The following is a 25,765-nucleotide window of genomic DNA, read 5'->3' as shown; positions in this document are numbered from 1 at the left end:
CAGACATCGCAATGCTCAGAGGTATATCATCTATATTTGAAGGGTTTTGCAGATCTCTTATCCTAAAAAATAGTGCTAGATCCTTTTCCCTTGTATTTTTTACCATAAAGTCTTTAAAAGGCTTAACGGAGTTTGTAAACGCCTCTTCATATCCTATCTGTTCGGCAAGATAAGGCTTAATGCCATTTTCATAGCCTTGTTTTGCAACCGGCTCCATTATAAAAAATGTAAGCACCATAGCAAGAGAGATAAGTATGGTTGAAGGTGGAACTTGCTGTGTTCCCATTGCTTGACGAAGAAATGAAAAGACAATAATAAGCCGCAAAAAGCTCGTCATCATAAATATCAAAGACGGAGCAAGAGTTAGCACCGTCAAGAATATCATGACATTTAAAGAATTTACAAGTTGTTGCGGGCTACTTGGAGCACTTAGACTTAAATTTATAGTAGACACGACAGGATCGGCACCAAAACCTACGCAGAAAAATACAAGTAAAACGAATAACGCTCTCACGCTCTATTGTCCCGCATCAAGTATGCTTTTTTTAGTTCTTTCTTTCTCTTTTTTATCAAGCGAAACGAAATGAATTTCCACCCTATTGTTTTTGGCGCGACCTTGCTCGCTATCATTACTAGCAAACGGATTATAAGAAGCCCTTGCTGAGGCTATTAACTTTTTAGCATCAACTCCGTTATTTATAAGCTCTTGCGCAACCGTTATAGCTCTAGCAGAAGAAAGCTGCCAGTTGTCTTTATAGATAGAGTCGATATCTGGCTTTTGATCATCCGTATGTCCTATGATATTTGTATTTACCTCACTAGGAAGTTTAGCTATAACCATTGAAATTCGCTTTAAAAACAGCCTTGCATCGTCATTTTCTATCTGTGCTTTACCTTTTGAGAAGAGCAAACTAGCAGGAAGTCTTAGTATAAACCCATCCTCAGCCTCTTCCACACTTACTTCAGGTGATCCGCTGGCGGTTAAAAGCTGGTTTATCGCGCTAGCTGTTTTCATGATCTCGTTTTCTGATTTTAACTTTGCCCTGGTTTCTCTAGTGCTAGTTTCTAAACTCATCTCTTGCTCTTTTTGCACTTGCGGACGAGAACCACCTTCAAGCACGCTAAGCGCACCGGCCAATGAGCCTATGGCATTTTCAAATTTTTTCGCATCCATTGTTGCCATAGAAAGAAGCAAAACGAAAAAACACAGCAGTAGCGACATGAGATCACCAAAGGTTGCAAGCCAATCGGGCATACATTTAGGACAGTCGCTAGGTTTTATTAACTTTGCCATTTTTTACTCAAACTGACTTTTTCTATCTTTTGGAGGCAAGAATGCTAGCAGTTTTGCCTCCAGCGTCCTTGGGTTGTCTCCCGACTGTATTGCCATGATACCCTCTAAAACCATCTGCTTTTCAAGTGTCTCATCCGCATCACGTATAGACAATATATTGGCAACCGGCGCTCCGATGATGTTTCCTATCATCGCTCCATAAAGAGTTGTTAAGAGAGCAACCGCCATTGATGGACCGATCGCCGAAGGATCTGACATATTTAAAAGCATCGCAACAAGTCCGATTAGCGTTCCTATCATACCCATAGATCCCGAAAATCCACCGACTTGATCAAAAATTTTGATATTTGCGCTGTGTCTTGACGAGGACTGATCGATGTCTATCTCCAAAAGTGCACGTATAGTATCAGGCTCTGTGCCGTCAACCGCCATTGACAATCCTTTTTTCATAAAAAGATTTGTTTCGTTATTTACATCGGTTTCAAGCGCTAAGATACCGTCACGTCTAGCCTTAGTAGAGTAATCAACAAGTTTTTTTATAGTTTCGCTAAGATTTATCTGTTGAGGCTTTACGGCTATACCGTAAAATTTGCCGACACTTTTAAGTGTTTCCATTTTAAAGCCGACCATCATTACACCGATGGTTCCGCCAAAAACAATCATAATAGACGGTATATCTATGTAAGGCCCTATCCCTACGCCTATCGCCATAGCTCCAAAAAGTAAAACAAGAGTTAAAACCCAACCGACAACGGTTCCTAAATCCATAGTCTTCTCGCTTAAAAAATTTAATAAACTTCATATTTTACTTAAATTTCATTGAAGTTATATTAAATTCAAAATTTTATTTGTCTTTTTTTGATACAATCGCGTTTAAATTTTAAATCACCAAGGCTTAAAATGAATAATATTTCGATAATTATACTTGCCGCAGGGCTTGGAACAAGAATGAAATCAACAACTCCTAAAGTTATGTTTAAACTAAGCGGAGTTAGCATGATAAGACATGTTTTAAAACAAGCTTATGAGATAACAAATGATGTTCACGTCGTGCTTTATCACCAAAAAGAACTTATACAAGAGCATATTTTATCAGAATTTAAAGACACGCAAATTCACATTCAAGATCTTGCAAATTTCCCAGGCACTGCAGGTGCTTTAAAGGGCATAAAATTTAAGGGCGAAAAAGTTTTAATCACATGCGGAGATATGCCTTTAGTTAGCGCACAAGAGCTAAAAAGCCTTTGCGATAAAGATGCAGATATAACGATGTCAAGCTTTGTTTGCAAAGATCCATTCGGCTATGGCCGTGTGATAGAAAAAGACAGCAAAGTAACAGACATAGTAGAACAAAAAGATGCAAGCGAAGAAGAGCGTAAAATAAACCGCGTAAATGCCGGTTGCTACTGCTTTAAACGCGAAGTCTTAGAAGAAATTTTACCTCTTATCAATAACCAAAACTCGCAAAAAGAGTATTATCTAACTGACGCTATAAAAATTGCAAATCAAAAAAATCTAAGCTGTGTAGCTGTTGATGTTTGCGAGCAAAATTTCATGGGCATAAATGATAAATTTCAACTAAGCATAGCTGAGAATATCATGCAAGATAACATCAAAAAAGAGTGGATGAAATTTGGCATAAATATGCGCTTACCACAAACTATATTTATAGACGCAAGAGCTGTTTTTAAAGGCGAATGCGTTGTTGAAGAAAACGTAAGCATACTTGGCGAATGCTTGATAGAAGAAAGTATTATAAAAAGCTCAAGCGTGATAGAAGAAAGCATTATAAAAAGCTCAGACATCGGACCTTTGGCTCACATACGGCCAAAAAGCAAGATATCAGGCACTCATATCGGAAATTTTGTCGAGGTAAAAAAGGGCGTATTAAACGGTGTTAAAGCCGGACATTTAAGTTACCTGGGAGACTGCGAGATAGATAACGGAACAAATATCGGATGTGGAACTATAACTTGCAACTATGACGGTAAGGCAAAGCATAAAACCGTGATCGGCAAAAACGTCTTTATAGGATCCAACTCGCAACTAGTAGCCCCTGTAAACATAGGCGATGATGTCTTGATAGCAGCAGGAAGCACCGTAACTTCGGACGTGCCAAGCGGTGCATTAGCGATAAGTCGTGGCAAGCAGATCAACAAAGAGGGCTTTTTCTATAAATTTTTTGGTAAAAAAGATGCTTAAGGGTAAAAAAATTTTATTGGCAGTTTGCGGTAGCATTTCATTTTATAAATCATACGAAATTCTCTCGCGCCTTAGAAAATTAGGCGCGGATGTTAGAGTAATGTTAAGCGATGGGGCGCTTGAATTTTGCAATGAGAGTGGATTTGAAGCACTTTGTGATCATAAAATTTTAAGCTCTCGAACACAGGATTGGCAGGAGGGTTTAAGCCACATAAACTACGCAAAAACAGACCTTATCTTGATTGCTCCATGCTCGGTAAACACCATAAATAAGCTAGCAAGTGGGGTTTGCGATAACGTCTTTATGCAAACTTTAATCGCCTCAAAAGCCCCGCTTTTGATAGCCCCTGCCGCAAATCACAACATGCTAGAGCATTTTTCTACATGTAAAAATTTAGAATTTTTAGCCCAAAACGGCGCACAAATCATCGAGCCGGTCGTTAAAACTCTAGCTTGTGGAGATGTCGGCAAGGGCGGCTTGGCAGACATTGAAACGATACTTTATCATGTCAAACGATCATTTTGTAAGCAAATTTTTAAAGAAAAAAAAGTTCTCATCACAGGTGGCGCAACCACTGAAAAGATAGACGAAGTAAGGGCTATTACAAATTTTTCAAGCGGCAAAATGGCAAAAGCCTTAGCGGATGCGTTTTTTTATGCAGGTGCGGATGTAAACTTGCTTACTAGCGTTAAAACACAAGACGTGCCTTATAAAGTAAGAAATTTCACAAGCTCAAACGAGCTTTTAGGACTTTTAAAAGATGAGTGCAAAGACACCAACCTACTCATAATGTGTGCTGCGATTAGCGACTACATAAGCGAGGGAAAATTTGACGGCAAGCTTAAAAAAAGCAAACTTGGAAAAAATTGGTCGCTAAAATTAACCGAAAATATCGATATATTAAACGAATTAAAAGACTTTAAATGTCGCAAAATCGGCTTTAAACTAGAAACCGATGTAAGCAGTGCGGTAGATAGCGCCAAAAAAATGCTAGAACAAAAAGGACTTGATGCCGTTTGCCTAAACGTCTTAAGGGAAGAAAATAAATTTGGTAGCGACCAAAACGAAATCAGCTTTATAACAAAAAATGAAACCATAAATTTACAACTTGCTTCAAAAGAAACTATAGCGACAAAAATAGTAAATTTATCAAATGAATTAAGATAAATGATAAGTAAAATAGGCAAAATTCAAAAGATAGCTAACGCGCAAAATGTAGCGCCTATCGCGTTAAACACATCGCTTCCTATTAGCCTAAAAGTATCTGAAAAGATCGGCTTTAATAGATATATATTGAAATTTGCAAATAGAAATTTAAATACAAAAAGTGCTAAACAACTTGATATCGGCGCTAATTACTGGGCTGAGATAGAGAGCAACAACGAAAATATACTTATAAAAAATATGTTTAAAAAGCCTGAAATTTTAAATTTTGGCATACTGCCGCAAGGTCTTAATCTAATCGAACGCGTTATAAAAGAAAATGACTTGGCGTTGTTTTGCGAGCATATTTGCGACTCGCTGATGAATGCAAAAGATAAAGAGTCTTTTAAAATTTATACCGATATGTTTTTAGCCTTGCAAGAAAAGATAGTCCATATACCATTTTTATACAATGAAATTTATGGGATTTTTCAATTTAAAAAAGGACAAAAAGAGAGCGCATTTTATCTTGCTTTTTCAAATTTTGCGCCGATTTTATTTAGACTTGATGAAAAAGGTATTGTGTCGATAAGCACGCCGTTTAAAAAAGTAGCAAATTTACTAAACTATGAATTTAGCTGCAAGATAGAAACCTGCCAAATTTCACCGCTGTGGGATAAAAGCGGTAAGATAATAGACATAAAAGGATGATTTTGAACAACTTAAACCACCTAGCTATCATCATGGACGGCAATGGACGCTGGGCTAAAAAGAGAAATTTCTTACGTCAAAAAGGTCATGAAGTCGGAGCAAATGTTGTTGAACAAATTTGCAAATTTTGCACCGACCAAGATATAAAAATCCTAAGCCTTTATGCTTTTAGTACAGAAAACTGGAAACGGCCAAAGCGTGAGGTCGAATTTTTAATGGATCTGCTTAAAAAATTTCTAATATCAAAACGAGAAAATTTTATAAAAAACGGTATAAAATTTACAACCATAGGTGATATCAGCGTCTTTAGCAACGAGCTAAAAGACGAGATAAATTTACTTAAAAGCCTAACGCATGACAATACGAAACTAAAACTCAACCTAGCCATAAACTACGGTGCAAAAGATGAAATTTTACGCGCTTTTAAGCGTGTTAGTGAGCTAAAACTTGAACTAAACGAGCAAAATTTACAAAACTACCTTGATGAGAGCGAGTGTATCGACTTGCTTGTTAGAACGGGTGGAGAGCAAAGACTTTCAAATTTCATGCTCTGGCAAGCAAGCTACGCAGAACTTGCCTTTAGCGATACTTTGTGGCCTGACTTCACAAAAGATGAGCTAGCAAAGATAGTTGAGAATTTCAAATACAAAAATAGACGTTTTGGCGGGCTTTGATGTTTGAAATTTACGCTATAGTGTTTGCTGTTTTTGGGCTTTGCATGGGATCATTTGCAAATGTTTTGATATATCGTTTGCCACGACAAAAAAGTATAAATTTTCCGCCATCTTCTTGCCCAAAATGCGATCACAAGCTAAAGTTTTATCATAACATACCTGTTTTTTCATGGTTTTTTTTACGTGCCAAATGCGCCTTTTGCAACTCAAAGATAAGCCCTATCTATCCGCTGGTAGAAATTTGTTCATGCGCGCTCATGCTTGTTAGTTTTTTTGGAGAGTGCGTTGATTTTATAGACGCACAAAGCTTATTTAGAGCCTTTGCTTTAGGTGTTTGCCTTATACTGCTTTTAGCACTTAGTTTGATTGATATTGAGTTTAAGGCAGTTCCCGACTCTTTACTTTTTAGCGCATTAGGATTTGCCCTACTTTTTGCAGCAAGTGAAGTTTTTTGCGAATTTGACTTTAGTTTGATTATAAATTCGATATGCTTAGCTATAGTTTTTTGGCTTCTTAGATTTATTTTAAGTGCAACCATGAAAAGAGAAGCGATGGGAAGTGCCGATATATTTATCGCCGCTATCATAGGTGCGATCTTGCCGTTAAATTTGGCATTACTAGCCATTTATACGGCTGCGGTTTTAACACTACCGGCTTATTTGATAATTAGAAAAAAAGACTACGAGCTTGCCTTTGTGCCATTTTTAAGCCTTGGGCTTGTTTTGGTTTATATCTTTAAAGAAGAATACATAAATTTTATAGGTTTTTTATATGAATAGAGTAAATAAATATCTTTTACACAACTTTCTTGGCACATTTGCCTCGTTATTTTCAACACTGTTTCTTATCATGTCCATTGTCTTTTTTATACAAATAGCGCGCGTAACGTCATATATCGAGATAACGTTTGGCGAGTTGATCAAGCTTTATCTTTTCATGCTACCTAAGGTTCTTTTGTTTGTCGTGCCGATAGCATTTTTCGTATCTCTTGCCATGACTTTATTTCGCCTTTCAAAAGAAAATGAAAGTATTGTTATCTTTACCCTTGGAAGTTCACCAAACTCGATAGCTAAATTTTTCTTATCTTTTGCGGCTTTACTAAGCGGTGCTTTAATGCTTTTGGCACTCGTGATGATACCCATCGCCGCAGAGCTAAACTCAAATTTTGTTGATTATAAAAAAACGGTAGCCAAACTAAATTTAAAACCAAATCAATTTGGGCAAAAATTCTCCGAATGGATGGTATACATCGGCACTCAAGACAGCGATGAAAACGGCACTATATACAAAGATATAGTTATGTATAACCCAAAAGTTCAAGACTCTGAGCGCATAATCATCGCCGATAATGCCAAATTCTCAAACACGCAATCAGGCGTAGAGCTGTCGTTAAATAACGGTAAAATTTATGATATGAGAGATAGTCTTTACAACCAAAGCAACTTTAAATACATGAAAATACGCACCACTCAAAGCGAAAGCACAAGCAAAGTCGACAATATAAAAGAGTACTGGCTTGAAGCAAAAACAAATAATAAACGCAAAAAAGATCTATGCACTTATGTCCTAGTTGCACTCTTTCCGCTTGCAACCACACTTTTTGCCATTAGTTTTGGTATAGTTACGTATAGATATGAAAAGGGCGCGGTTTATCTTGGCTCATTTGGCGTCTTGTTTGGGTATTTTGCACTTATCATGCTACTTGCATCACGCTCGATAACTGCAATACCTGTGGTATTTTTAAGCTTTATGCTTAGCGGAATTTTACTTTATCAAACCAAAATCACACGAAGATACTAATGAAAATTTGGTTTATCTTTTCTTACGACGGTTCTAAATTTCAAGGCTCACAGACACAACCACATGAAAACGGAGTAGAAGACGCTCTTGCTAGAGCCTTGGCTCATGTTGGAATTTTTAACAAAATCACCTCTAGCTCTCGCACCGACAAGGGTGTTCATGCAAATAATCAAAGCGCTTGTGTGGAGTGCGGCGAACATTTTAAAGACTTAAACCGCCTAAAAGATCTAATCAACCGTCACGCCCACCCACACATACATATAAAACGTATCATGCGCGCAAACGAAGAATTTCATCCAAGATACGATGCAAAAGCTCGGCTCTATCGCTATATCATCAGTCATGAAGACTTTAGTGTTTTTAGAAGCGATTATGAGGTTTTTTTACCAGAATTTGATATAAAAATAGCCAATAAGTTGCTTAAAAATTTTATAGGAGAGCACGACTTTAGCATGTTTATGAAAACAGGGAGTGATACAAAAAGTCCGGTTCGCACTATAACTAAGGCATTTTGCTATAGACATAAAAACAAAAGCGTGATAGTTTTTAAAGCAAACGGCTTTTTACGAGGGCAGGTACGCTTAATGGTTGCAACCGTTTTAAAGGGTTTAAAATTTAATAACGCCGGCAAGCTTATATGCGCCCAGCTACAAAATAAAGCCCCGTTTACTCGCATCCCTGCGCCGGCACAAGGGCTTTATTTGCATAGAGTTTTTTACTAGGCTATATTTTTTACTTCAAGCTCACTATTTATCAAGCTCTCATCATCATTAAACTCAAAACTAACGTCATTTGCACCAAAGCTCTTTGCGATAGCCTCAAGAGTGTCGCGTGCTGATTTATGAATTTTACCTTGAAGTTGCGTGATAAGCCTTACACTCATCTTCTCAACCTCTCCTCTAGCCTCTTCGATAAGACGGTTTTTATCCTCTTCTCTAAAGCTACTTCCAAAAAAACCATTTAACGAATCAGGCAACAAAAACGGTATAAATTTACCGTTTTTTTCATCATAAAATTTCATATTTGCGATTGAGAATTTATATCTACAAGGTGGCATTTTTACTTTATAGTTTGAGTTTGAAATTTGAACTATCTCAAGCTTTGGACTTGTTAGGTCGTATATGAAGTTTATCTCAAATTCAAATATCATCGAAAGCTTTTTCTCACTAACAAGCCACCTTAAATACTCTTTGCCAAAATTCCCAAACGCATGATCTGTTTTTGTTACGATCTCTTTGCTATAAACCTGAAAAACAGACAACTCACCGATACTTTTTATCTGCTCGATATCCGTCACAACAGAAATTTCACTGTTTTTCTTTTGAAATTTCCTAAGCTCTCTGCTTAGCCTATAGACTGCAAAAATCAAAAACGCAGACAGTATCACAAGTATCAAATTTAGATATTCACCCATTTTAATTCCTTGTATTTTTGGCAAATTTTAGCGTATTATTATAAACCTTAGAAAATTTGCTTAAAATCAAACCCGGAATCCCTCAAACTCTTAGCCACCACCTCTTGATGATCTTTGCCTTTTGTTTCAAGTGTTATAATGATACTTGCATCGCCGTATTCAAGCTCTGTAGAAAAGCGGTCGTAGTCGATCTTAACTATGTTTGCATTTGCGGTTTTAAGCGCATCAGTTAGCATTAAAAGTGCCCCCGGTTTATCTATAAGTGTTACTTGTATTATCATTTTACGAGCTGATTTGATAAGGCCCTTTTCAATGATAATAGATAGCATTTGCACGTCGATGTTTCCACCACTTAACACGATACCGATTTTAGCGTCTTTTTTATGTTTTATCTTACCGTGCATTAGTGCTGCTACACCTGCTGCTCCAGCGCCTTCAACTACGATCTTTTGTCTTTCAAGCAAGAACAAAATCGCCGTTGCGATCTCTTCATCATCAACTTGCACAAATTCATCCACACATTCAAGGATATTTGTAAGAGTTATCTCGCTCGCATCTCTTACCGCGATACCATCGGCTATGGTTCTTACTGATTTTGAGTTTATACTTTTTTTAGCATTAAAGCTTTGCCACATCGCAGGAGCGCCTTTTGCACCTACACAAACTACTTTTATATTTGGATTTACTTGTTTTACACAGCTTGCAACACCGCTAGCAAGTCCGCCACCACCAACAGGTATCACAACCATATCAAGATCGCTCATCTCATCAAGCATCTCAAGTGCCACCGTACCTTGTCCTGCCATAACATACTCATCGTCAAACGGGTGTATGAAAGTCATACCCTGCTCTTTTGCATATGTGACAGCAAATTCATAGGCTTCGTCGAAGTTATTTCCTTTTAAAATAACCTCAGCGCCAAGATCTTTTGTGCCTCCGACTTTTAGAAGAGGGGTTGATTCAGGCATAATAATAACCGCACGAACGCCAAATTCACGTGCGCTTATGGCTACGCCCTGAGCATGGTTGCCTGCACTTGCAGCAACGACACCTTTTTTGCGCTCGTTTTCGCTTAAATTGGCGATTTTATTATAAGCGCCACGAATTTTATAAGCACCTGTTCGTTGCAAATTTTCTTCTTTTAAGTAAATTTTAGCACCCGAAACATCACTTAGTCTTTGTGAGAACGCAAACGGAGTTTTGTTTACAAAGTGTCCGATTGTGATTTTTGCTTGGATTATTTTATTTAAAGATACCATTTTCTAGCCTTTCTAATTCTATTTTTATACATTTGTTCTGGATAAATTTTATACCATTCGCATATGCTCTAGCTTTGGCGTTTTCGTTGGTTATGCCAAGTTGAAGCCAGAGAGTTTTTACTCCTTTTCTTATAACCTCATCTATTAAAATATCCGCGTATTCGCCTTTTCTAAACATAACAATAATGTCTATGTTTTCGTTTATATCGCTTAAATTTCTATATACCTTTTGTCCTAAAATTTTATCTTCTTTTGGATATATAGGAAAAATTTTAAAACCTTTTTTTATAAGAAATTTAGCAACCATATTACTTGCCTTACTCTCGTCGGGGCTTAAGCCAACTACCGCGATATTTTGTATGTTATGTAAAATTTCATCCATTTTTCTTCCTTAACAAAACTCCGCACTCCACATGATGAGTGTGCGCAAACTGATCAAAAACAGCAAATTTTACGACTTCGTGAGTTTGTGAAATTTGTATTAAATTTTCATACAAACTATCCGGATTGCAAGATATATATATGATATTTTCATAATTTTTAATAAAATTTATAACACTTGGCTCAAGTCCTGCGCGAGGCGGATCGACAAGTATATGAGAGAAGTCATACTCGTGTAAATTTATATCTTTTAAGCGATTAAATTCGCGCTCGTTTTTAAAGGCACTTATAAGCTCATCGGCTGAAAGTCTTAGAAATTTTATGTTTTTAGTATCATTTATATCACAGTTTTTAAGAGCATAAAATATCGAGCTTTTGCTGATTTCTGTGGCTAAAACGTTTTTAAAATTCTCACTAAGAGGGATGGTAAAATTTCCATGTCCGCAGTAAAGTTCAAGCAGATCTTTCCCGCCTTTTGCTAAATTTATTTTAGCCCAAGTGATCATTTTTTCATTTACAGCCTTGTTTGGCTGGATAAAAGCATTTTCACTAAGATGAAATTTGTAAATCCTACCGTCTATCTTAAGCTCGTCTATTAAATTTAACTCATGGCTTAAAATTTTTTGCCCTCTTGATCTAGCGATGATGGTTATATCTAACTTATTTGCCAAATTTACTATATGTTCCAAAAAAGTGGCTTCAAGCTTTTTGTGATATAGCAAAGTTGCCAATACTCCGCTGCTACATGAGATAAACTCAACACCAAACAGACGGTGCTTTAACTTAGCGTCGCTCTCAAGTTCATTAAGCAATATCGGCATCAAAGAGACGATCTGCTCGCAAACCTTTGGACATTCGCGCACAAAAATTCTCTCGCCTTTATTTTTTGAGTGCATCGTGTAGTAAATTTTATCCGCTTCATGCCATATACCAAACTCGGCCCTTATGCGGTAGTTTTTCTCATTTGAGGCAAAAAATTCAAACTCTTTATCGTAAAATTCGCTAAATTTAGAGCTGATAGCATTTAGCTTGAAAGCCTTTTGCTCTTCATAACTTCCCTCAAGAGTGCAACTACCGCACTCTTTAAAATGACAACACTGCAACTAGATTTCCACCTTTTTACCAACAAACCTAACAAGAGCCCAAGTAGCTAAAAATCCAAGCGGAAGAACAACCCAAATGCTTGCTCCAAGCGCCGTAGGTAGATATCCGACAAATATAGCAACAGCACCCACACTTAGCGCATAGATGATCTGAGTGCTTACGTGATCTATGTGATTACAACCTGCCCCCATAGAAGAAAGTATGGTTGTATCTGATATCGGTGAACAGTGATCGCCAAAGATAGCGCCCGTAAGAACGGCTGAGATATTAACTATCATATAAGCATGCAACGCATCGCCATCAAGTCCGTAGTTTAGACCAACTGCATTTGCTAGCGGTATAGCAAGAGGCATTAAAATGCCCATCGTGCCGTAGCTAGTTCCCGTAGAAAACGATATAAAAGAACCAAGTATAAATATAGCCACAGGTAAAATAAATTTAGGCGTAGTTTGACTTAGCATATCAACTAAATACCTAGATGTACCAAGCTCCTTAATAACAGAACTAAGGCTCCATGCAAGAAGCAAAATCACGATGGTGATTATCATAGTTTTCCAACCTTTTACCCAAACACCTATCGCCTCTTTTACATCAAAAATTTTACGCCAAACACCCATAGTAATAGCAACTATACTAGCAAAAAGTGCCGACTGAAACAGTGCCACTGAAGCATCGGCGGCTCCAAATGTCTCTCTAAATGTCATAAATGAAAAAGGACTTGCCAAAGCTGCTTCAAGAGCTTCACCTTCAAGTGATTTTAATCCACTAAAATAAAAACTTATAAACGCACCTATAATAAGCACAAGCAAAGGCACAACGGCATTTGAAACCTGAAGTTTTACACCATCTTTTGGCTCAAGAGTTTTATCCTCTATATCTTGTATCGTGGTTTTACCAGAGTGTAGCTCCCCGCGCCTTGCTCTTTGTTCGGCAAGTAGCATAGGACCATACTCGCGTTGCATAACTGCGGTGCATACTATAAAAAATAGCATGAATAAATTATAAAAACGATAAGGGATGGTCTCTATAAAAACGCCGTAAGAGTTGATATTTTCAACACCAACCAAGCCATAACCGTCTTTAATAAGTGAAATTTCAAGTCCAACCCAAGTTGAGATTATGGCGATACCTGCGATAGGAGCTGCGGTAGCATCTATGATAAATGCCAACTTCTCACGGCTTAATTTAAATTTATCGGTTATAGGGCGCATGATGGGACCAACGATTAGGGCGTTAGCATAATCATCAAAAAATACAAAAATTCCCATTAACCAAGTTGAAATTTGAGCAGAAACTCCGGTCTTTGCCTTCTTACTAAGCCAAAGCGCAACAGCTTTAGTGCCGCCCATTTTTGTTATAAGAGCAACAACACCGCCTATACAAAGAACTTGAAGCATAATGCCTGCATTCCAACTGTCAGCCATCGAGCCTACAACACGCTCGACTATACCAGTAAAGCCCTTGATAAACGACATAAAAACATTTTCATTTATGATGTTAATCAAAAACGTTCCACTAAAAACACCTATAAAAAGCGACAAAATAACATCTTTTGTTATAAACGCAAGAGCTATCGCAACAACGGGAGGTATCAACGTCCAGATGCCAAAAATTTTAGCATTTGTCGCAGAATCGGCAAATGCTATGATTGGCAAAAAGGCCGTCAAAATAAAAAATGAAATTTTACTCATTCAACTTTTCCTTTATTAAAATTTATCTTTTTCTATATGTAGTCCCGCCCATGTCTGTGCTGTAGCCATTGCTTCTACGATGTTGATATTAACGTGTTTTGGCATATTTAGACAGTTTAATAGAATTTGAGCTATATCCTGCGGTTTTATGGCTGCAACGCCTTCGTATACTTTATTTGCTCTTTCTACGTCGCCCTTAAATCTAACCTCACTAAATTCAGTCTTACAAAGTCCGGGAGCGATCTCTGTCACTCTTATCCCAAGCCCTCTAAGGTCATTTCTCATGTTGCGACTAAATTGCTTTACAAATGCCTTACTTGCACCATAAACATGGCTTCCCGGATACGGCCAAGCACCAGCTGTAGAACCAATATTAAAGACATAACCGCTTTTTCGAGCTTTCATTATCGGCAAAATCGCTTTTGTAGAGTATAGAAGTCCTTTGATGTTTGTATCTACCATCGTTTCAAGATCCTCTACGTCAGCCTCTACGATACCGTCAAGACCTAGAGCAAGACCTGCGTTGTTTACAAGTACTTCTATGTCTTGAAATTCTTTTGGTAAATTTTTAACACCTTCAAATATCGCCTCTTTATCTCTTACGTCAGCTACTATTATATGGGTATTTCCAAGCTCGCTTGCAAGTTTTTCCAGTCTATCTTTACGTCTTGCTAAAGCTATGATCTTATATCCTTCGCGCGATAAAGTGCGAGCTATCTCCTCGCCAAATCCCGAAGTTGCACCGGTAATAAAAGCTGTTGCATTCATGTCTATCTCCTTATTTTATTTTTGGTTCTAATTTTAAGTCTTGCAGAAATTTTATGTTTTGCTCATTTGCGTTTATGATCGCATAGTCCATTGCGTTAAAACCAAGCTCGTCAACCGCGTAAATATCTGCTCCGTGTTTTATTAAAAGCTCTAAAATTTCGACATTCGCATGTGAAGCTGCGTGCATAAAAACGGACCTTAAAGTATGCTCAAGCGCACACGTGTTATTATAAAAATTTTCATCGCCTAAATTTAAAATCGCATTTTTGGTATTTTGATCTATATAAAAGTCATTTGCATTTGCACCGTTTTCAAGCAGAAATTTTGTTAAAGCCACATCCCCAAACTGCACCGCGTAAAAAAGCACACTCTTGCCAAATATATTTTTGTGATTGACATCAGCACCGTTTTTTAACAGAAATTCTACATTTTTTAAATTTTTAAGAGCATAAAAAAGTGCAGTTTCATCGCCGAAATTTATATCTGCTCCGCGTTTTAAAATTTGCTCTAAAACAGAAATTTCACGCTCATACAAAAGCGCGGTATTTAACATATTAGAAAGCTCAAAAGCGCTGAAACTTTTGGAGTAAAGCATAGATGAAATTTGCTCATAGCCTACTGTTTTATCGATGATCATCTTTTGCTCTGGAGTGATATCAAATTTAACCTTATGCTCGCTACCTACCGCAAAAGTCAAAAAGGCATTTACAACACTAGTCGCATAATACGCCGCACTACCAAAGTCTTGACCTCTTTGTTCGTAGTATTTTACAAGCGGGGTTTGAGCCTCATTATATAGCTTTAAAAATTCTCTTCGTTTTAAAAAGTTATAAAGTGACTGAGTGCCCCAATATCGAAAATACACCATTTGAGCGTCTTTTTGTTCTTCAGACTCATTTGGAGTTTTAAGGCTTTTGGCATAAATTTCAGGAGCAAAGCTAGCCTCAAGCAAAAGCCATTTGAATTTATTTAAATTTTCTTCGTATACGCTATCGCCGACGCAGCTTCTATTTTCGCCACGAATTTTTTTAGCAACCTCAAAAAGAGCGTTTACGTGCTCTAAATTTAAGAGCGAGCCATCGCAATAAAATATTGCATCGTTGATAAGAGAATACTTTTGAGGCTTGGTTTTAAAAAATTCTTTTGGATTTTTAAGCTCTTCGCAACCAAATTCCAAAGCATAAAGAAGAATCGGAGCAAACACCAATAAAAACAACAAAAATAATCTTTTCACCAATCCTCCTAAATTTATTTATTTTAACAAATTTAAACGATAATATCGCTTATTTATCAAATTTTTACATACCTTTGTAACAATTTTAATGCAAATAAAAGTCTTTGATCTCATTAAAATTTAGATACCTATAAATTTCACTCTCTTTTCCAACTATCTTTTTGGCGATCATTTGCTTATACTCATCAACACTAGGCAAACGACCAAGTATCGCACAAACTGCCGCCAGTTCAGCACTTCCTAGATAAACTTTAGCGCCCATACCCATGCGATTATCAAAATTCCTTGTAGAAGTCGAAAAGACAACGGCATTATCTTCAACTCTTGCTTGGTTGCCCATACACAAAGAGCATCCAGGAACCTCAACGCGGGCATTTACTCCCTTAAATACATCATAACAGCCCTCGCTTTCAAGCTGTGCTTTGTCCATTTTTGTAGGAGGAACAACCCATAAACGCGTAGGTATAGACTTTTCGTCTTTTAGAATTTGCGCCAAAGCTCTATAGTGTCCGATATTTGTCATACAGCTTCCGACAAAGACTTCGTTTATCTCTTTTGCCCTATTTTGATCGGCTAAAATTTCAGATAAAGTCGCAACATCATCAGGGTCGTTAGGACATGCTAAGATCGGCTCAGAGATGTCATCTAAATTTATTTCGATTATTTCTGCATACTGCGCGTCTTTATCGGCTTTTAAAAGAGTTGGGTTTTTAAGCCATTCGAGCATTTTATCACGTCTTCTTTCAAGGGTTTGGCGGTTCTCGTATCCAGCTTTTATCATAGCATCGATAAGTGCGACATTTGAACGAAGATATTCGATAACCGGCTCGTTATTAAGCGCTACTACACAAGCTGCTGCAGAGCGCTCTGCAGAGGCGTCGCTAAGCTCAAAAGCTTGCTCGACTTTTAGATTTTCAAGTCCTTCGATTTCAAGAATTTTACCGGCAAATATGTTCTTTTTATTTTTCTTCTCAACACTTAAAAGACCGCGCTTTATGGCGTAGTAAGGTATGGCATTTACTAAGTCTCTAAGCGTGATACCATCTTTTAGCTTACCGCTAAAACGCACCAAAACGCTTTGAGGCATATTTAAAGGCATAACGCCAAGAACCGCTGCAAATGCAACAAGTCCGCTTCCTGCTGGGAAACTTATGCCGATAGGAAAACGAGTATGGCTGTCCCCGCCAGTGCCTAAAGTATCCGGTAAAACCATGCGGTTTAACCAAGAGTGTATAACTCCATCCCCGGGCTTTAAGCTAACACCGCCTCTTGAGTTCATGAAATTTGGCAATGTTGCGTGTAAAATTTCATCACTAGGCTTTGGATAAGCGGCCGTATGGCAAAAGCTTTGAAGCACAAAATCTGCACTAAAGCCCAAGCTTGCAAGCTCTTTTATCTCATCTCTAGTCATCGGTCCTGTCGTATCTTGGCTACCCACCGTTAATGTTACAGGCTCGACATAAGTATTTGGCCTAACGCCTTTAACGCCGCATGCACGTCCGACTATCTTTTGAGCCAAGCTATATCCATAAGAGTTGTCATCTTTTGGCTGATCCGGTTTTGTAAAGATATTTTCTGGTGCTAAATTTAAAGCATTTCTGGCTTTGACACAAAGTGCGCGAGCGATAATAAGCGGTATACGACCTCCTGCGCGAATTTCATCGATTAGAGTATTTGGCGACAGGTTAAATTTAGCGACAACTTCGCCGTTTTTTACTATCTCACCTTTGTAAGGATAAATTTCTATCTCATCTCCCGTCTCAAGTGCGCTAACATCCGCTATGATCGGTAGAGCTCCGCTATCTTGTGCGGTGTTGAAAAATATCGGAGCTATGCTAGTTCCGATAACTACACCGCCTGTTTTTTTGTTTGGCACGCCGTCTATATCGCGCCCCAAATGCCACTGGATAGAATTTATACCACTTTTTCTACTTGATCCGGTTCCTACGACATCGCCTACATAAACAACTTCGCGACCGCTACTTTTAAGCTCAGATATTTTTTCTAAACTTCCGGGCTGTCTTTTAACAAGCATCGCATTTGCATGAAGAGGTATATCAGAGCGCGTAAATGCCTCACTTGCAGGGCTTAAGTCATCAGTATTTGTCTCGCCGGCAACTTTAAAAACAACCGCTTTTATGCAGTCACTAAGACTTTCTCGCTTTAAAAACCACTCTGCCTTCGCCCATGAGTTTAAAATTTCAAGGGCAAATTTATTTGTTTTACTAAGGTCTAAAATTTCGTTAAAGTATTCATTTACAAAAATGCTATTTTTTAGAGCATCTCTTGCCGCTTTTGCCACATTTTCATCGCTATTTTTAAGAGCTAAAATAAGCTTTGCAACATTATATCCACCAAGCATTTTGGATAAAATTTCAATAGCTTTTATTTTATCTATGCCGCAAATTTCAAGTCCACTATTAACTATCTCGCCCAAAAATTCAGCCTTAACTTTTGCCGCGTCGTCAACGCCTGGGTTTACGCGATTAGATAAAAGTTCTATAAATTCTTTTGCTTCATTTTCGTTTTTTGTGTTGCGTAAGATTTCACAAACTTGCGCTGTTTGATCTTGATTTAGCGCCAAAGGAGGCACGCCTAGCTTTGCACGTTCGTCGATGTGTTTTTTGTATTGTATTAAAAAATCCATATCAAAGCCTTTTTAAATTTTTGCTTTATATTTTATCTAAAATATATTGGAATTCCACAAAAATAGGCTAAAATGGTATAAAATTTTATCAAAAAGGTTTCGTTTTGGATAAAGCATATTTCTCTTCTTTGATCGGAATTTTAGAAATTTTAGGTGATAAAAATGGTATTAGCGAGATAAATTTTGTAGATAAATTTATAAAAACAGACGTAAAAGAGCCTAATTTAAAACTATGCTTAGATGAGTTAGAGGAGTATTTTAGCGGTAAACTTAAAAATTTTAGCGTAAGACTAAACATACAAGCAACTCCTTTTCAAAAAAACGTGTATAAAGCCTTGCTAAACATACCTTACGGCACGACCGCAACTTACTCTGACGTTGCTAAAATGATACACAACCAAAAAGCTCAAAGAGCCGTGGGAAGTGCAAATGCTAAAAACAAAATCCCGATCATCATTCCCTGTCACCGCGTAGTGGGGGCCAACAGTCTTGGCGGATACAGTGGAGCGGGCGGATTAAAAACAAAAGAAATTTTACTAAATTTAGAAAAGGGCAACTTATCATAAACCCAGCCCCTAAATTTGAGGCTGGGAAATTTACTTAATTTTAAGCAAATTTAGGCTCGCTAAATGCCGTTAATTTTGGCGCTTCGCCTTTAAATTTCTCGATATTAACAAGAGCTGTTTGAGAGATATTGCCGTTAGATAGTTTTGATGTTGCTTTATCTATCGTTAAGACGTTTGAGTTTCCGTTTTTGCAAAGTCCCGCATCAAAGCCGTCATACCAAGCACCTTGAGCTAGCCTTACAACGCCCGGTATTACGTTATCGGTTATAACAGCCCCAGCCAAGACCTCTCCTCTTGAGTTAAACACTCTTACCAAATCACCGTTTTTAATGCCTTTAGCCTTAGCATCTTTGGTATTTATCCATATAGGCTCTCTACCTGCTACCGCATAGGTATCGCGAAGTGAGGTTTGGTTGAGCTGTGAGTGCAAACGATATGGAGAGTGAACTGAGAGCATATGAAGTTGTGCCGGCTTATCGCTCATACCAAGCCATTCAACAGGCTCATACCACATAGGGTGTGCAGCGCAATCGTCATACCCCATTTTTTCGATGGTCTCTGAGTAGATTTCTATCAATCCAGACGGAGTTCCTAGTGGGTTTAGTATAGGGTCTTGTCTAAATTCAGCATGTCTTACCCATGCTTCGCTTTCAGGAGTTGAATAAAATTTAACAGGCTTGTTCTCTTTCCAAAATTCATCAAAAGGCTTCATCTCAGACGCAAGCTCAGGTATGGCTAAAATTTTATCATACGCATCGTTGTAAAAGCTTTTTATCCAGTCAAATTCATCCTTGCCGTTATCTGTGTATGCCATAACTAAATTTTTAGCATATGCTTTACATAGATCAGTAAAAATTTGATAATCATCTTTTGCTTCGGCGTATTTTTCAACGACTTGTTTCATAGGAGCGATATGATCGTTAGAATAATCACCCGTCATAGTCATATCGTTTCTTTCGTATTGAGTGGTTATAGGAAAAACGATATCAGCCATCTTCGCACTTGGCGTCCAATACGGATCATGCACGACTATCGTGCGCGGTTTTTGCCAAGCTTTTATTAAGACATTTGTATCTTGATGATGCACGATTGGGTTTCCGCCAACCCAGTAAATAAAGTCTATATCAGGGTAAGTCACCTTTCTTCCATCATGATCTATGACTTTTCCAGGATTTAACAAGACATCGACTATCCTTGCTATCGGGAAAGTGTATTTTTTAGCCTCAACAGCCCAGTCTATCTCGCCTTTTATCAAAGGTGTTGAGCCCGGTATAAATTTACCATTTGCATCTATAACGCCGTTTGCAGTTCCGATAAATTCACCGTTTTTATCTATCCTGCCTATATCGCCTCTATTTATGCCGCCTATTACCGCACCTTTGCAAGTTGGATTGCCACCGTTTGCGTAATGATAACTTAGTCCAAATCCACCACCCTCTAGTCCGATCTGTCCTATCATAGAAGCAAGAGTTACTAGCATCCAGTGGGCTTGTTCACCGTGATCTGCTCTTTGTATAGCCCAACCGCTCATTATCATAGATCTATTATCAATCAAGACATCAGCTAGTTCTTTCATGACGTCTTCTTTTATACCGCAAATTTTACTAGCCCATTCAAGAGTTTTTGGTGTGCCATCTGTTTTACCTAGTAGATACGGTAAAAATTTATCAAAACCAACTGTATATGTGTCTATAAAATCTTTATTAAATTTACCGCTCGTATATAGATAATGCGCCATGCCAAGCATCATCGCAACATCGGTATTTGGGCGTGGAGCTATCCATTTTGATTTATCAAAATACTGAGCCGTTTCGCTTTTTATAGGGTCTATCACGATGACTTTGATATCAGCTCTTTTTTTAAGATCTTCAAGGTATTTAAAGCCTTGCTCGTCAGAGCTACTAAAGCCTACGCTTAGAGTAGTTATCGGATTTGCCCCCCAAAATACCACAACTTTTGAGTTATCCAAAACTACCGGCCAGCTTGTTTGTTGTTCATAAACTTCTATACTACCCATCACGTGCGGCATTATAACCTGGCTTGCTCCGGTAGAATAGTCTCCCGTATAACCTACATAACCGCCACTTAAGTTCATAAATCTATGCAGCAAAGTTCTACTGTTGTGGATATTTCCACTGCTCTTCCAGCCATAGCTTCCCGCAAATACGCTTTGAATTCCCTTAGCTTTTCTTGTCTTTTTTAGCTCCCTAGCTACAAGCTTTATCGCGTCTTCATATCTTACTCGTATCCATTCGTCCTTGCCTCTAAGCTCTGGTTTTGGCGAGTCCGGATTTTCTAGGTAGCTTTTACGCACCATTGGGTATTTAATACGAGAGTTATAGATAAGGTCATGCGTGAAAGTTTGAAGATGGTTTTTTACATCGCTTGTCTTTTGATATGGTGTTGATCCAACTGCCTTGCCGTCTTTTACGTCTACTTTTAACATGCCCCATTTTGCAGCGGTAAAGATCTCGCCGTTTTTAACAAGCTCTTTTCCCATATCGTCAGCCATTAAGTTTATAGCGGTAACATTTGAAAATAACGGCGTCATAGCTCCTAGTTTTAAAAAATTTCGTCTTTGCATGGTGTTTTCTCCTAACACATTTATTAAATTTTAAGACAACGTATCGTGCATGAAAATTTGTATTTTAAACATACAAAACATGCATGAAACAACTACTACTTAATCTTAACATCCGATGAATGTTTTTGCAGATACTGCACTATAAGCCACTCATCATCTTTTTCAACTGTCGTTCTACTAAGCATTGATTTAAATAAATTCGGCCATTGATTTGCCTTATAATGCGTGGTCTCATGTAGTCCATGACAAATTCCGCATGAGTCTGCATAAGTCTGCTTGGCACGGGCAAACATCGTATCAACTTCATTATAAAAATCACCATCAATAGTATAAGCTTCTACTTCCACTTTATCCCATTTGCCATTTTGTCCTTTTTTGACAAGCTTTGAGTCAAATTTTGCCGTTTTGGCAAACGCTATAGCGATAACTCGCTCAGAATCGCTAAAATAAACGACATTTGGTGCGACAGGATTTATGTAACCTTGCATTTTTATCTTCACGCGACCGTTTTGTTTTGATAAAATTTCAACACCGTTCGTCGGAAGTAACCTTCCTACGGAAGCGTTAGAGGTCGCATCCGTAAAGACAGGCTTAACCTTGTCGCTATACATCTCGTTTGCGCCAAAGAGCAAACAGGAAAACATAGATAATAAAAATAACTTTTTCATCCATCTCCTTTCAAAGAATTTGATATATTGTATAAAAATAATTATTAAAAATTGTTTTTTATGAAAATTTTATTTTACATTTACTATTTTAATTGAAGTTATAAATTTAAGTGGAGATAAGCTTTGCAAACACACTGATATAAAATTTGCAAAGCTTAAATAAAATTTGAAAGAATCTTAGAAGTCCATTGCACTAATGAATTTAGCTATACGTTCATCAGTGCTATTAAAAAACTCATCAGCCACACCATCAAATGCTACCAACCCATGATCTAAAAAGAGTATCCTATCGGCTATCTTGCGAGCAAAATTCATGTTATGAGTTACTATTATCAAAGAACGCCCCTCTTTTGAAAGCTCTCCGATAGTTTTTAAAACCTGTGCCTCAAGCTCTGGATCAAGCGCCGATGTAGGCTCATCAAGCAATAAAAATGCAGGTTGCATAGCAAGTGCTCTAGCTATAGCTACGCGCTGGGATTGCCCTCCGGAAAGTCTGTTAGGATAAGCCTCTGCCTTATCTTTTAGTCCAACCTTATCCAGTAGTTCGTATGCGGTTTTAACCGCTTTGTCGCATGGAATTTTTAATACCTGCGTAGGACCTTCGATAACATTTTCAAGCACGGTTAAGTGCGAAAAAAGGTTAAAACTTTGAAAGACCATTCCTGTATGTGAGCGGAAAGGTTGGTATTGGCTTGGTTTATGCGGTGCACTAAAATTTATACTAAAATCACCAAGGCAAAGCTCACCCGAATTTGGGATCTCTAGCAAATTTATACAGCGAAGTAAGGTTGATTTACCGCTACCTGAGCTTCCTAATATTACCGTTGTTTGATTGTCGTAAATTTCAAGATTTATGCCTTTTAATACAACATTTTCGCCAAATTTTTTGATTAGATTTGTAAATTTTATCATACCATACTACTTAAATATATTTTGAAAATTTACGCTCAAGTTTGGCTTGAAAAAATGTTAAAAACGTGCAAACTATAAGATAAAAAAGAGCAGCTAAAACATAAAGCGTAAGCGGATCAAACGAGCGTGCTGCGATACGTTGTGCGGTCATAAACATATCAACCATCGTGATAGAAGCCACCAAAGATGTATCTTTTAGCGTTGATATAAAGATATTTGAAAGTGGCGGTAACGAGATGCGCACGGCTTGCGGAGCGATAATACGACGTAAAATTTGAGTATAGGTCATTCCAAGTGCTATAGCTGCTTCCCACTGCCCTCTTGGAACAGAGAGAATAGAAGCTCTAACCGCCTCAGAAGCATATGCGCCGATATTTAAACTAAACGCGATAATAGCCGCACTCCATACATCAAGCGCTATACCTATGATAGGCAAACCAAAATAAACAATAAAAAGCTGGACCAGTAAAGGCGTGCCTCTAAATATCCATATATAAATTTCGCTAATTTGTTTAAAAAATTTAACATTTGCTATGCGGGCAATAGCCGTAAGCACTGCCACAACTAGCCCCAGAGTAAACGAAACTATCGTAAGCGGGATAGTAACCTTAAATAACGCCTCACTCATCGGTACTACCGAGGTTACTACTAGTTCGTATACTCTATTAAACTCTTCGCCCATTTTCCACCTTAATGCTACTCGCTAACATCTTCACCAAAATACCTAATAGAAATTTCTTTCAAAACTCCTTTTTTGCGTAGTGATTTTAATGCCTCATCCATCTGATTTAAAAGCTCTGTGTTGTCTTTTTTGACAATAGCTGCCGTATATATCGGTTCAGAACTATTTGCTATGATTTTAAGTGGGGCTTTTGGACGTTGCTTCATGTAATCAAAATATGTAACATTATCATTTATGGTAGCGTCCGCACGCTTAGTAATTACAAGCTCTACACCTTTGCTAAAACCATCTACCGTAACGATCTGAGCGCCATATCTGCTAGCCATTTTCGCCCAGTTACTTGTAGCTGAGTGAGCAGACTTTTTACCTTTTAGATCATCAAAGCCTTTGATCTCTTCATTATCAGCACGCACTACAAGAGCGGCATAAGCTACCGTATAAGGCTCGGTATAGTCGTATTTTTTCTTACGCTCGTCCGTTATACTCACCTGGTTTAACACCGTATCAGCCTTACCTGCATCAAATGCCGCAAGTATGGCATCCCATGGTGCAGTTACAAAATTTATCTTAAGTCCGAGTTCATCCGCTATAGCGCGAGCTATATCAACATCATACCCGACTAGTTTATGTTTTTCATTATAATAAGAAAATGGCGAGTAAGTCCCCTCTGTCGCAACAGTCAAAGTGCCATCTTTTAAGGTCTTAGCATTTGCAAATACACATAAAAGCATACTTGTAACTAAAATTTTAAATACAATTTTCATTAATTCTCCGATTATTTTACTATATCTCTTTATAACCCGTGATATCAAGCCCAAAACCGCTTATACCAACAAAATCTTTTTTATTATGGCTTAAGACTTCTATCTTTTTTACACCAAAATGTTTTAAAATTTGAGCGCCTATGCCAAAGTCCTTTGAGTTTGAATCATTCGTCTTACTTGATAAGAACATCAAAAGACCGCCATTTGCTTTTAAAAATTCTATCGCACTTATAAGCTCATCAAATTTAGCAGAGCTAATAAAGTCAAAGTCGGCGATTGATTTTACAAATTTTACATTTGTATTTTGAGCTATTTCACCAAAGGCATAAACGGCATGCTTTTCGTTTTCATGATCGATTATGTCATATCTAACAACATTTTTTTGAGCGATTTGACACTGGATAGGCTCGCTCACTTTTATAAGACTTTCGCTGTGTAAGCGATACTGAACAAGGTCGGAAACCGATAGCATATTTATCTTAAATTTCTCACAAAATTCTTCCAGATCATCTCTTCTTGCCATCATGCCGTCTTCTTTTACTATCTCACATATCGCAGCCATCGGTGAAAGTCCTGCGAGACGACAAAGGTCAACTGAGCCCTCGGTATGTCCTGTGCGCACTAATACACCGCCATTTTTTGCTATCAATGGAAATATATGTCCCGGACGAACAAAATCATCAGGCTTTGAATCAGCATCAGCAGCCAGTCTTATGCTCATGTCGCGTTCATACGCACTAACGCCCGTTGTCGCATCTTTGGCATCTATAGTGATGGTAAATGCCGTTTCATGGCTTGAGGTATTTTTAGCAACCATCAAAGGCAGATCAAGACGCTTAGCGTTTGCCTCATCCATGGCAAGACAAAGCACGCCTTTTGCATGGGTGATGGCAAAATTTACCTTTTGCATATCGCTCTTATCAGCAGCGAAGATAAGATCGCCTTCGTTTTCACGATCCTCATCATCAACCATGACGATCATTTTACCGTTTTTAAGGTCTTCGATAGCTTGTTTTACTTTATCAAAACTCATTTTTATCCTTTAAAATTTTTTAGCGTTAATTGTAACGCAAAATCACAAAAACAAAGTTTAATTATCCCGAATTTTAGTAGTTATATAGCTTATCTAGCAAGAGTGTAAAACACAAACCAACGTGGACTATGCTTTAAAATTTATAAATTTAATTTTACTAAAATGATAAATTTTAAAAATAGCTATTCTGCAAAAATTGAATTAAATAGAAGATAAAAATAGTGCAAATTATT

25 protein-coding genes are annotated in these 25,765 nt (G+C 37.7%); 8 read left to right on the top strand and 17 right to left on the bottom strand.

Annotated elements, in window-relative coordinates; genetic code table 11:
• From CCAL5182_RS08355 to CCAL5182_RS08345, 3 genes are all read right to left on the bottom strand, one after another.
• A partial coding sequence (locus tag CCAL5182_RS08355; protein ID WP_442862147.1) for a flagellar type III secretion system pore protein FliP occupies positions 1-514 on the bottom strand: 514 nt, incomplete at its 3' end.
• Positions 515-517: 3 nt separating this feature from the next.
• Positions 518-1,294, bottom strand: coding sequence for a flagellar motor protein MotB (locus CCAL5182_RS08350; RefSeq protein ID WP_169938686.1), 777 nt, complete (start codon positions 1,292-1,294; stop codon positions 518-520).
• Positions 1,295-1,297: 3 nt separating this feature from the next.
• On the bottom strand, positions 1,298-2,062 hold the full coding sequence (locus CCAL5182_RS08345; RefSeq protein ID WP_169972534.1) for a motility protein A: 765 nt from the start codon (positions 2,060-2,062) through the stop codon (positions 1,298-1,300).
• Between the two features lie 132 nt (positions 2,063-2,194).
• Here CCAL5182_RS08345 and glmU point away from each other — a divergent pair, with 132 nt between their 5' ends.
• Genes glmU through truA form a run of 7 tightly spaced genes read left to right on the top strand, consistent with a single transcriptional unit; the run spans position 2,195 to position 8,547 of the window.
• The gene (glmU, locus tag CCAL5182_RS08340; protein ID WP_336610751.1) at positions 2,195-3,496 is read left to right on the top strand and encodes a bifunctional UDP-N-acetylglucosamine diphosphorylase/glucosamine-1-phosphate N-acetyltransferase GlmU; all 1,302 of its coding nucleotides are present in this window, start codon (positions 2,195-2,197) and stop codon (positions 3,494-3,496) included.
• Positions 3,489-4,664, top strand: coding sequence for a bifunctional phosphopantothenoylcysteine decarboxylase/phosphopantothenate--cysteine ligase CoaBC (coaBC, locus tag CCAL5182_RS08335; RefSeq protein WP_336610750.1), 1,176 nt, complete (start codon positions 3,489-3,491; stop codon positions 4,662-4,664). Before glmU ends, coaBC begins: the two co-directional genes overlap by 8 nt.
• Positions 4,665-5,351 carry a hypothetical protein gene (locus CCAL5182_RS08330; protein ID WP_336610749.1) on the top strand — a complete coding sequence of 229 codons (687 nt, stop codon included), beginning with the start codon at positions 4,665-4,667 and terminating at the stop codon, positions 5,349-5,351.
• Between the two features lie 2 nt (positions 5,352-5,353).
• Entirely contained in the window at positions 5,354-6,025 is a 672-nt protein-coding gene (uppS, locus tag CCAL5182_RS08325; RefSeq protein WP_336610748.1) for a polyprenyl diphosphate synthase, read from the top strand.
• The gene (locus tag CCAL5182_RS08320; RefSeq protein ID WP_336610747.1) at positions 6,025-6,804 is read left to right on the top strand and encodes a prepilin peptidase; all 780 of its coding nucleotides are present in this window, start codon (positions 6,025-6,027) and stop codon (positions 6,802-6,804) included. Before uppS ends, CCAL5182_RS08320 begins: the two co-directional genes overlap by 1 nt.
• Positions 6,797-7,825, top strand: coding sequence for an LptF/LptG family permease (locus tag CCAL5182_RS08315; RefSeq protein WP_336610746.1), 1,029 nt, complete (start codon positions 6,797-6,799; stop codon positions 7,823-7,825). The genes CCAL5182_RS08320 and CCAL5182_RS08315 overlap by 8 nt, the downstream gene beginning before the upstream one ends.
• Entirely contained in the window at positions 7,825-8,547 is a 723-nt protein-coding gene (truA, locus tag CCAL5182_RS08310; RefSeq protein ID WP_336610745.1) for a tRNA pseudouridine(38-40) synthase TruA, read from the top strand. The genes CCAL5182_RS08315 and truA overlap by 1 nt, the downstream gene beginning before the upstream one ends.
• Here the strand turns inward: truA and CCAL5182_RS08305 are convergent.
• From CCAL5182_RS08305 to CCAL5182_RS08270, 8 genes are all read right to left on the bottom strand, one after another.
• Entirely contained in the window at positions 8,544-9,239 is a 696-nt protein-coding gene (locus CCAL5182_RS08305; protein WP_170000536.1) for a DUF4230 domain-containing protein, read from the bottom strand. The genes truA and CCAL5182_RS08305 overlap by 4 nt on opposite strands.
• Before the next feature lie 47 nt (positions 9,240-9,286).
• Positions 9,287-10,498: a threonine ammonia-lyase gene (ilvA, locus tag CCAL5182_RS08300; protein ID WP_169938722.1), complete on the bottom strand. Its 1,212-nt coding sequence runs from the start codon at positions 10,496-10,498 to the stop codon at positions 9,287-9,289.
• The gene (locus CCAL5182_RS08295; protein ID WP_169938724.1) at positions 10,482-10,880 is read right to left on the bottom strand and encodes a CoA-binding protein; all 399 of its coding nucleotides are present in this window, start codon (positions 10,878-10,880) and stop codon (positions 10,482-10,484) included. The genes ilvA and CCAL5182_RS08295 overlap by 17 nt, the downstream gene beginning before the upstream one ends.
• Positions 10,873-11,982, bottom strand: coding sequence for a tRNA (uridine(54)-C5)-methyltransferase TrmA (gene trmA, locus CCAL5182_RS08290; RefSeq protein WP_169938726.1), 1,110 nt, complete (start codon positions 11,980-11,982; stop codon positions 10,873-10,875). Before trmA ends, CCAL5182_RS08295 begins: the two co-directional genes overlap by 8 nt.
• Positions 11,983-13,674: a Na+/H+ antiporter NhaC family protein gene (locus tag CCAL5182_RS08285; RefSeq protein ID WP_169972526.1), complete on the bottom strand. Its 1,692-nt coding sequence runs from the start codon at positions 13,672-13,674 to the stop codon at positions 11,983-11,985.
• A 15-nt stretch (positions 13,675-13,689) separates the two neighbouring features.
• On the bottom strand, positions 13,690-14,442 hold the full coding sequence (locus CCAL5182_RS08280; protein ID WP_169972525.1) for an SDR family NAD(P)-dependent oxidoreductase: 753 nt from the start codon (positions 14,440-14,442) through the stop codon (positions 13,690-13,692).
• Between the two features lie 10 nt (positions 14,443-14,452).
• Positions 14,453-15,676, bottom strand: coding sequence for an ankyrin repeat domain-containing protein (locus tag CCAL5182_RS08275; protein ID WP_169972524.1), 1,224 nt, complete (start codon positions 15,674-15,676; stop codon positions 14,453-14,455).
• An 85-nt stretch (positions 15,677-15,761) separates the two neighbouring features.
• Positions 15,762-18,323 (bottom strand): bifunctional aconitate hydratase 2/2-methylisocitrate dehydratase, encoded by a 2,562-nt coding sequence (locus tag CCAL5182_RS08270; RefSeq protein ID WP_336610744.1) that lies wholly within the window; start codon positions 18,321-18,323, stop codon positions 15,762-15,764.
• A gap of 104 nt (positions 18,324-18,427) precedes the next feature.
• On the opposite strand from CCAL5182_RS08270, the gene CCAL5182_RS08265 reads away from it, so the two are divergent.
• Entirely contained in the window at positions 18,428-18,889 is a 462-nt protein-coding gene (locus CCAL5182_RS08265; protein ID WP_169938736.1) for a methylated-DNA--[protein]-cysteine S-methyltransferase, read from the top strand.
• Between the two features lie 40 nt (positions 18,890-18,929).
• On the opposite strand, the gene CCAL5182_RS08260 is transcribed toward CCAL5182_RS08265, so the two are convergent.
• The 6 genes from CCAL5182_RS08260 to CCAL5182_RS08235 form a co-directional block, all read right to left on the bottom strand.
• Positions 18,930-21,473: a molybdopterin-dependent oxidoreductase gene (locus tag CCAL5182_RS08260; protein WP_336610743.1), complete on the bottom strand. Its 2,544-nt coding sequence runs from the start codon at positions 21,471-21,473 to the stop codon at positions 18,930-18,932.
• A 95-nt stretch (positions 21,474-21,568) separates the two neighbouring features.
• Positions 21,569-22,141, bottom strand: a complete 573-nt coding sequence (locus CCAL5182_RS08255; RefSeq protein ID WP_169972520.1) for a cytochrome C — start codon at positions 22,139-22,141, stop codon at positions 21,569-21,571.
• Positions 22,142-22,318: 177 nt separating this feature from the next.
• Positions 22,319-23,053, bottom strand: a complete 735-nt coding sequence (locus CCAL5182_RS08250; RefSeq protein ID WP_336610742.1) for an amino acid ABC transporter ATP-binding protein — start codon at positions 23,051-23,053, stop codon at positions 22,319-22,321.
• Positions 23,054-23,063: 10 nt separating this feature from the next.
• The gene (locus tag CCAL5182_RS08245; protein WP_336610741.1) at positions 23,064-23,735 is read right to left on the bottom strand and encodes an amino acid ABC transporter permease; all 672 of its coding nucleotides are present in this window, start codon (positions 23,733-23,735) and stop codon (positions 23,064-23,066) included.
• A 14-nt stretch (positions 23,736-23,749) separates the two neighbouring features.
• Positions 23,750-24,499, bottom strand: a complete 750-nt coding sequence (locus CCAL5182_RS08240) for an amino acid ABC transporter substrate-binding protein (protein ID WP_336610740.1) — start codon at positions 24,497-24,499, stop codon at positions 23,750-23,752.
• 19 nt (positions 24,500-24,518) lie between these two features.
• A complete protein-coding gene (locus CCAL5182_RS08235; RefSeq protein ID WP_169938747.1) occupies positions 24,519-25,532 on the bottom strand; it encodes a bifunctional 3,4-dihydroxy-2-butanone 4-phosphate synthase/GTP cyclohydrolase II in 1,014 nt (337 codons plus the stop codon).
• Between the last annotated feature and the right edge of the window lie 233 nt (positions 25,533-25,765).

Source organism: Campylobacter sp. 7477a, assembly GCF_014892335.1.
Taxonomy (GTDB): domain Bacteria; phylum Campylobacterota; class Campylobacteria; order Campylobacterales; family Campylobacteraceae; genus Campylobacter_A; species Campylobacter_A californiensis.
The sequence above is the reverse complement of the archived record's forward strand: the minus strand, read 5'-3'. Positions and strand labels throughout refer to the sequence as shown.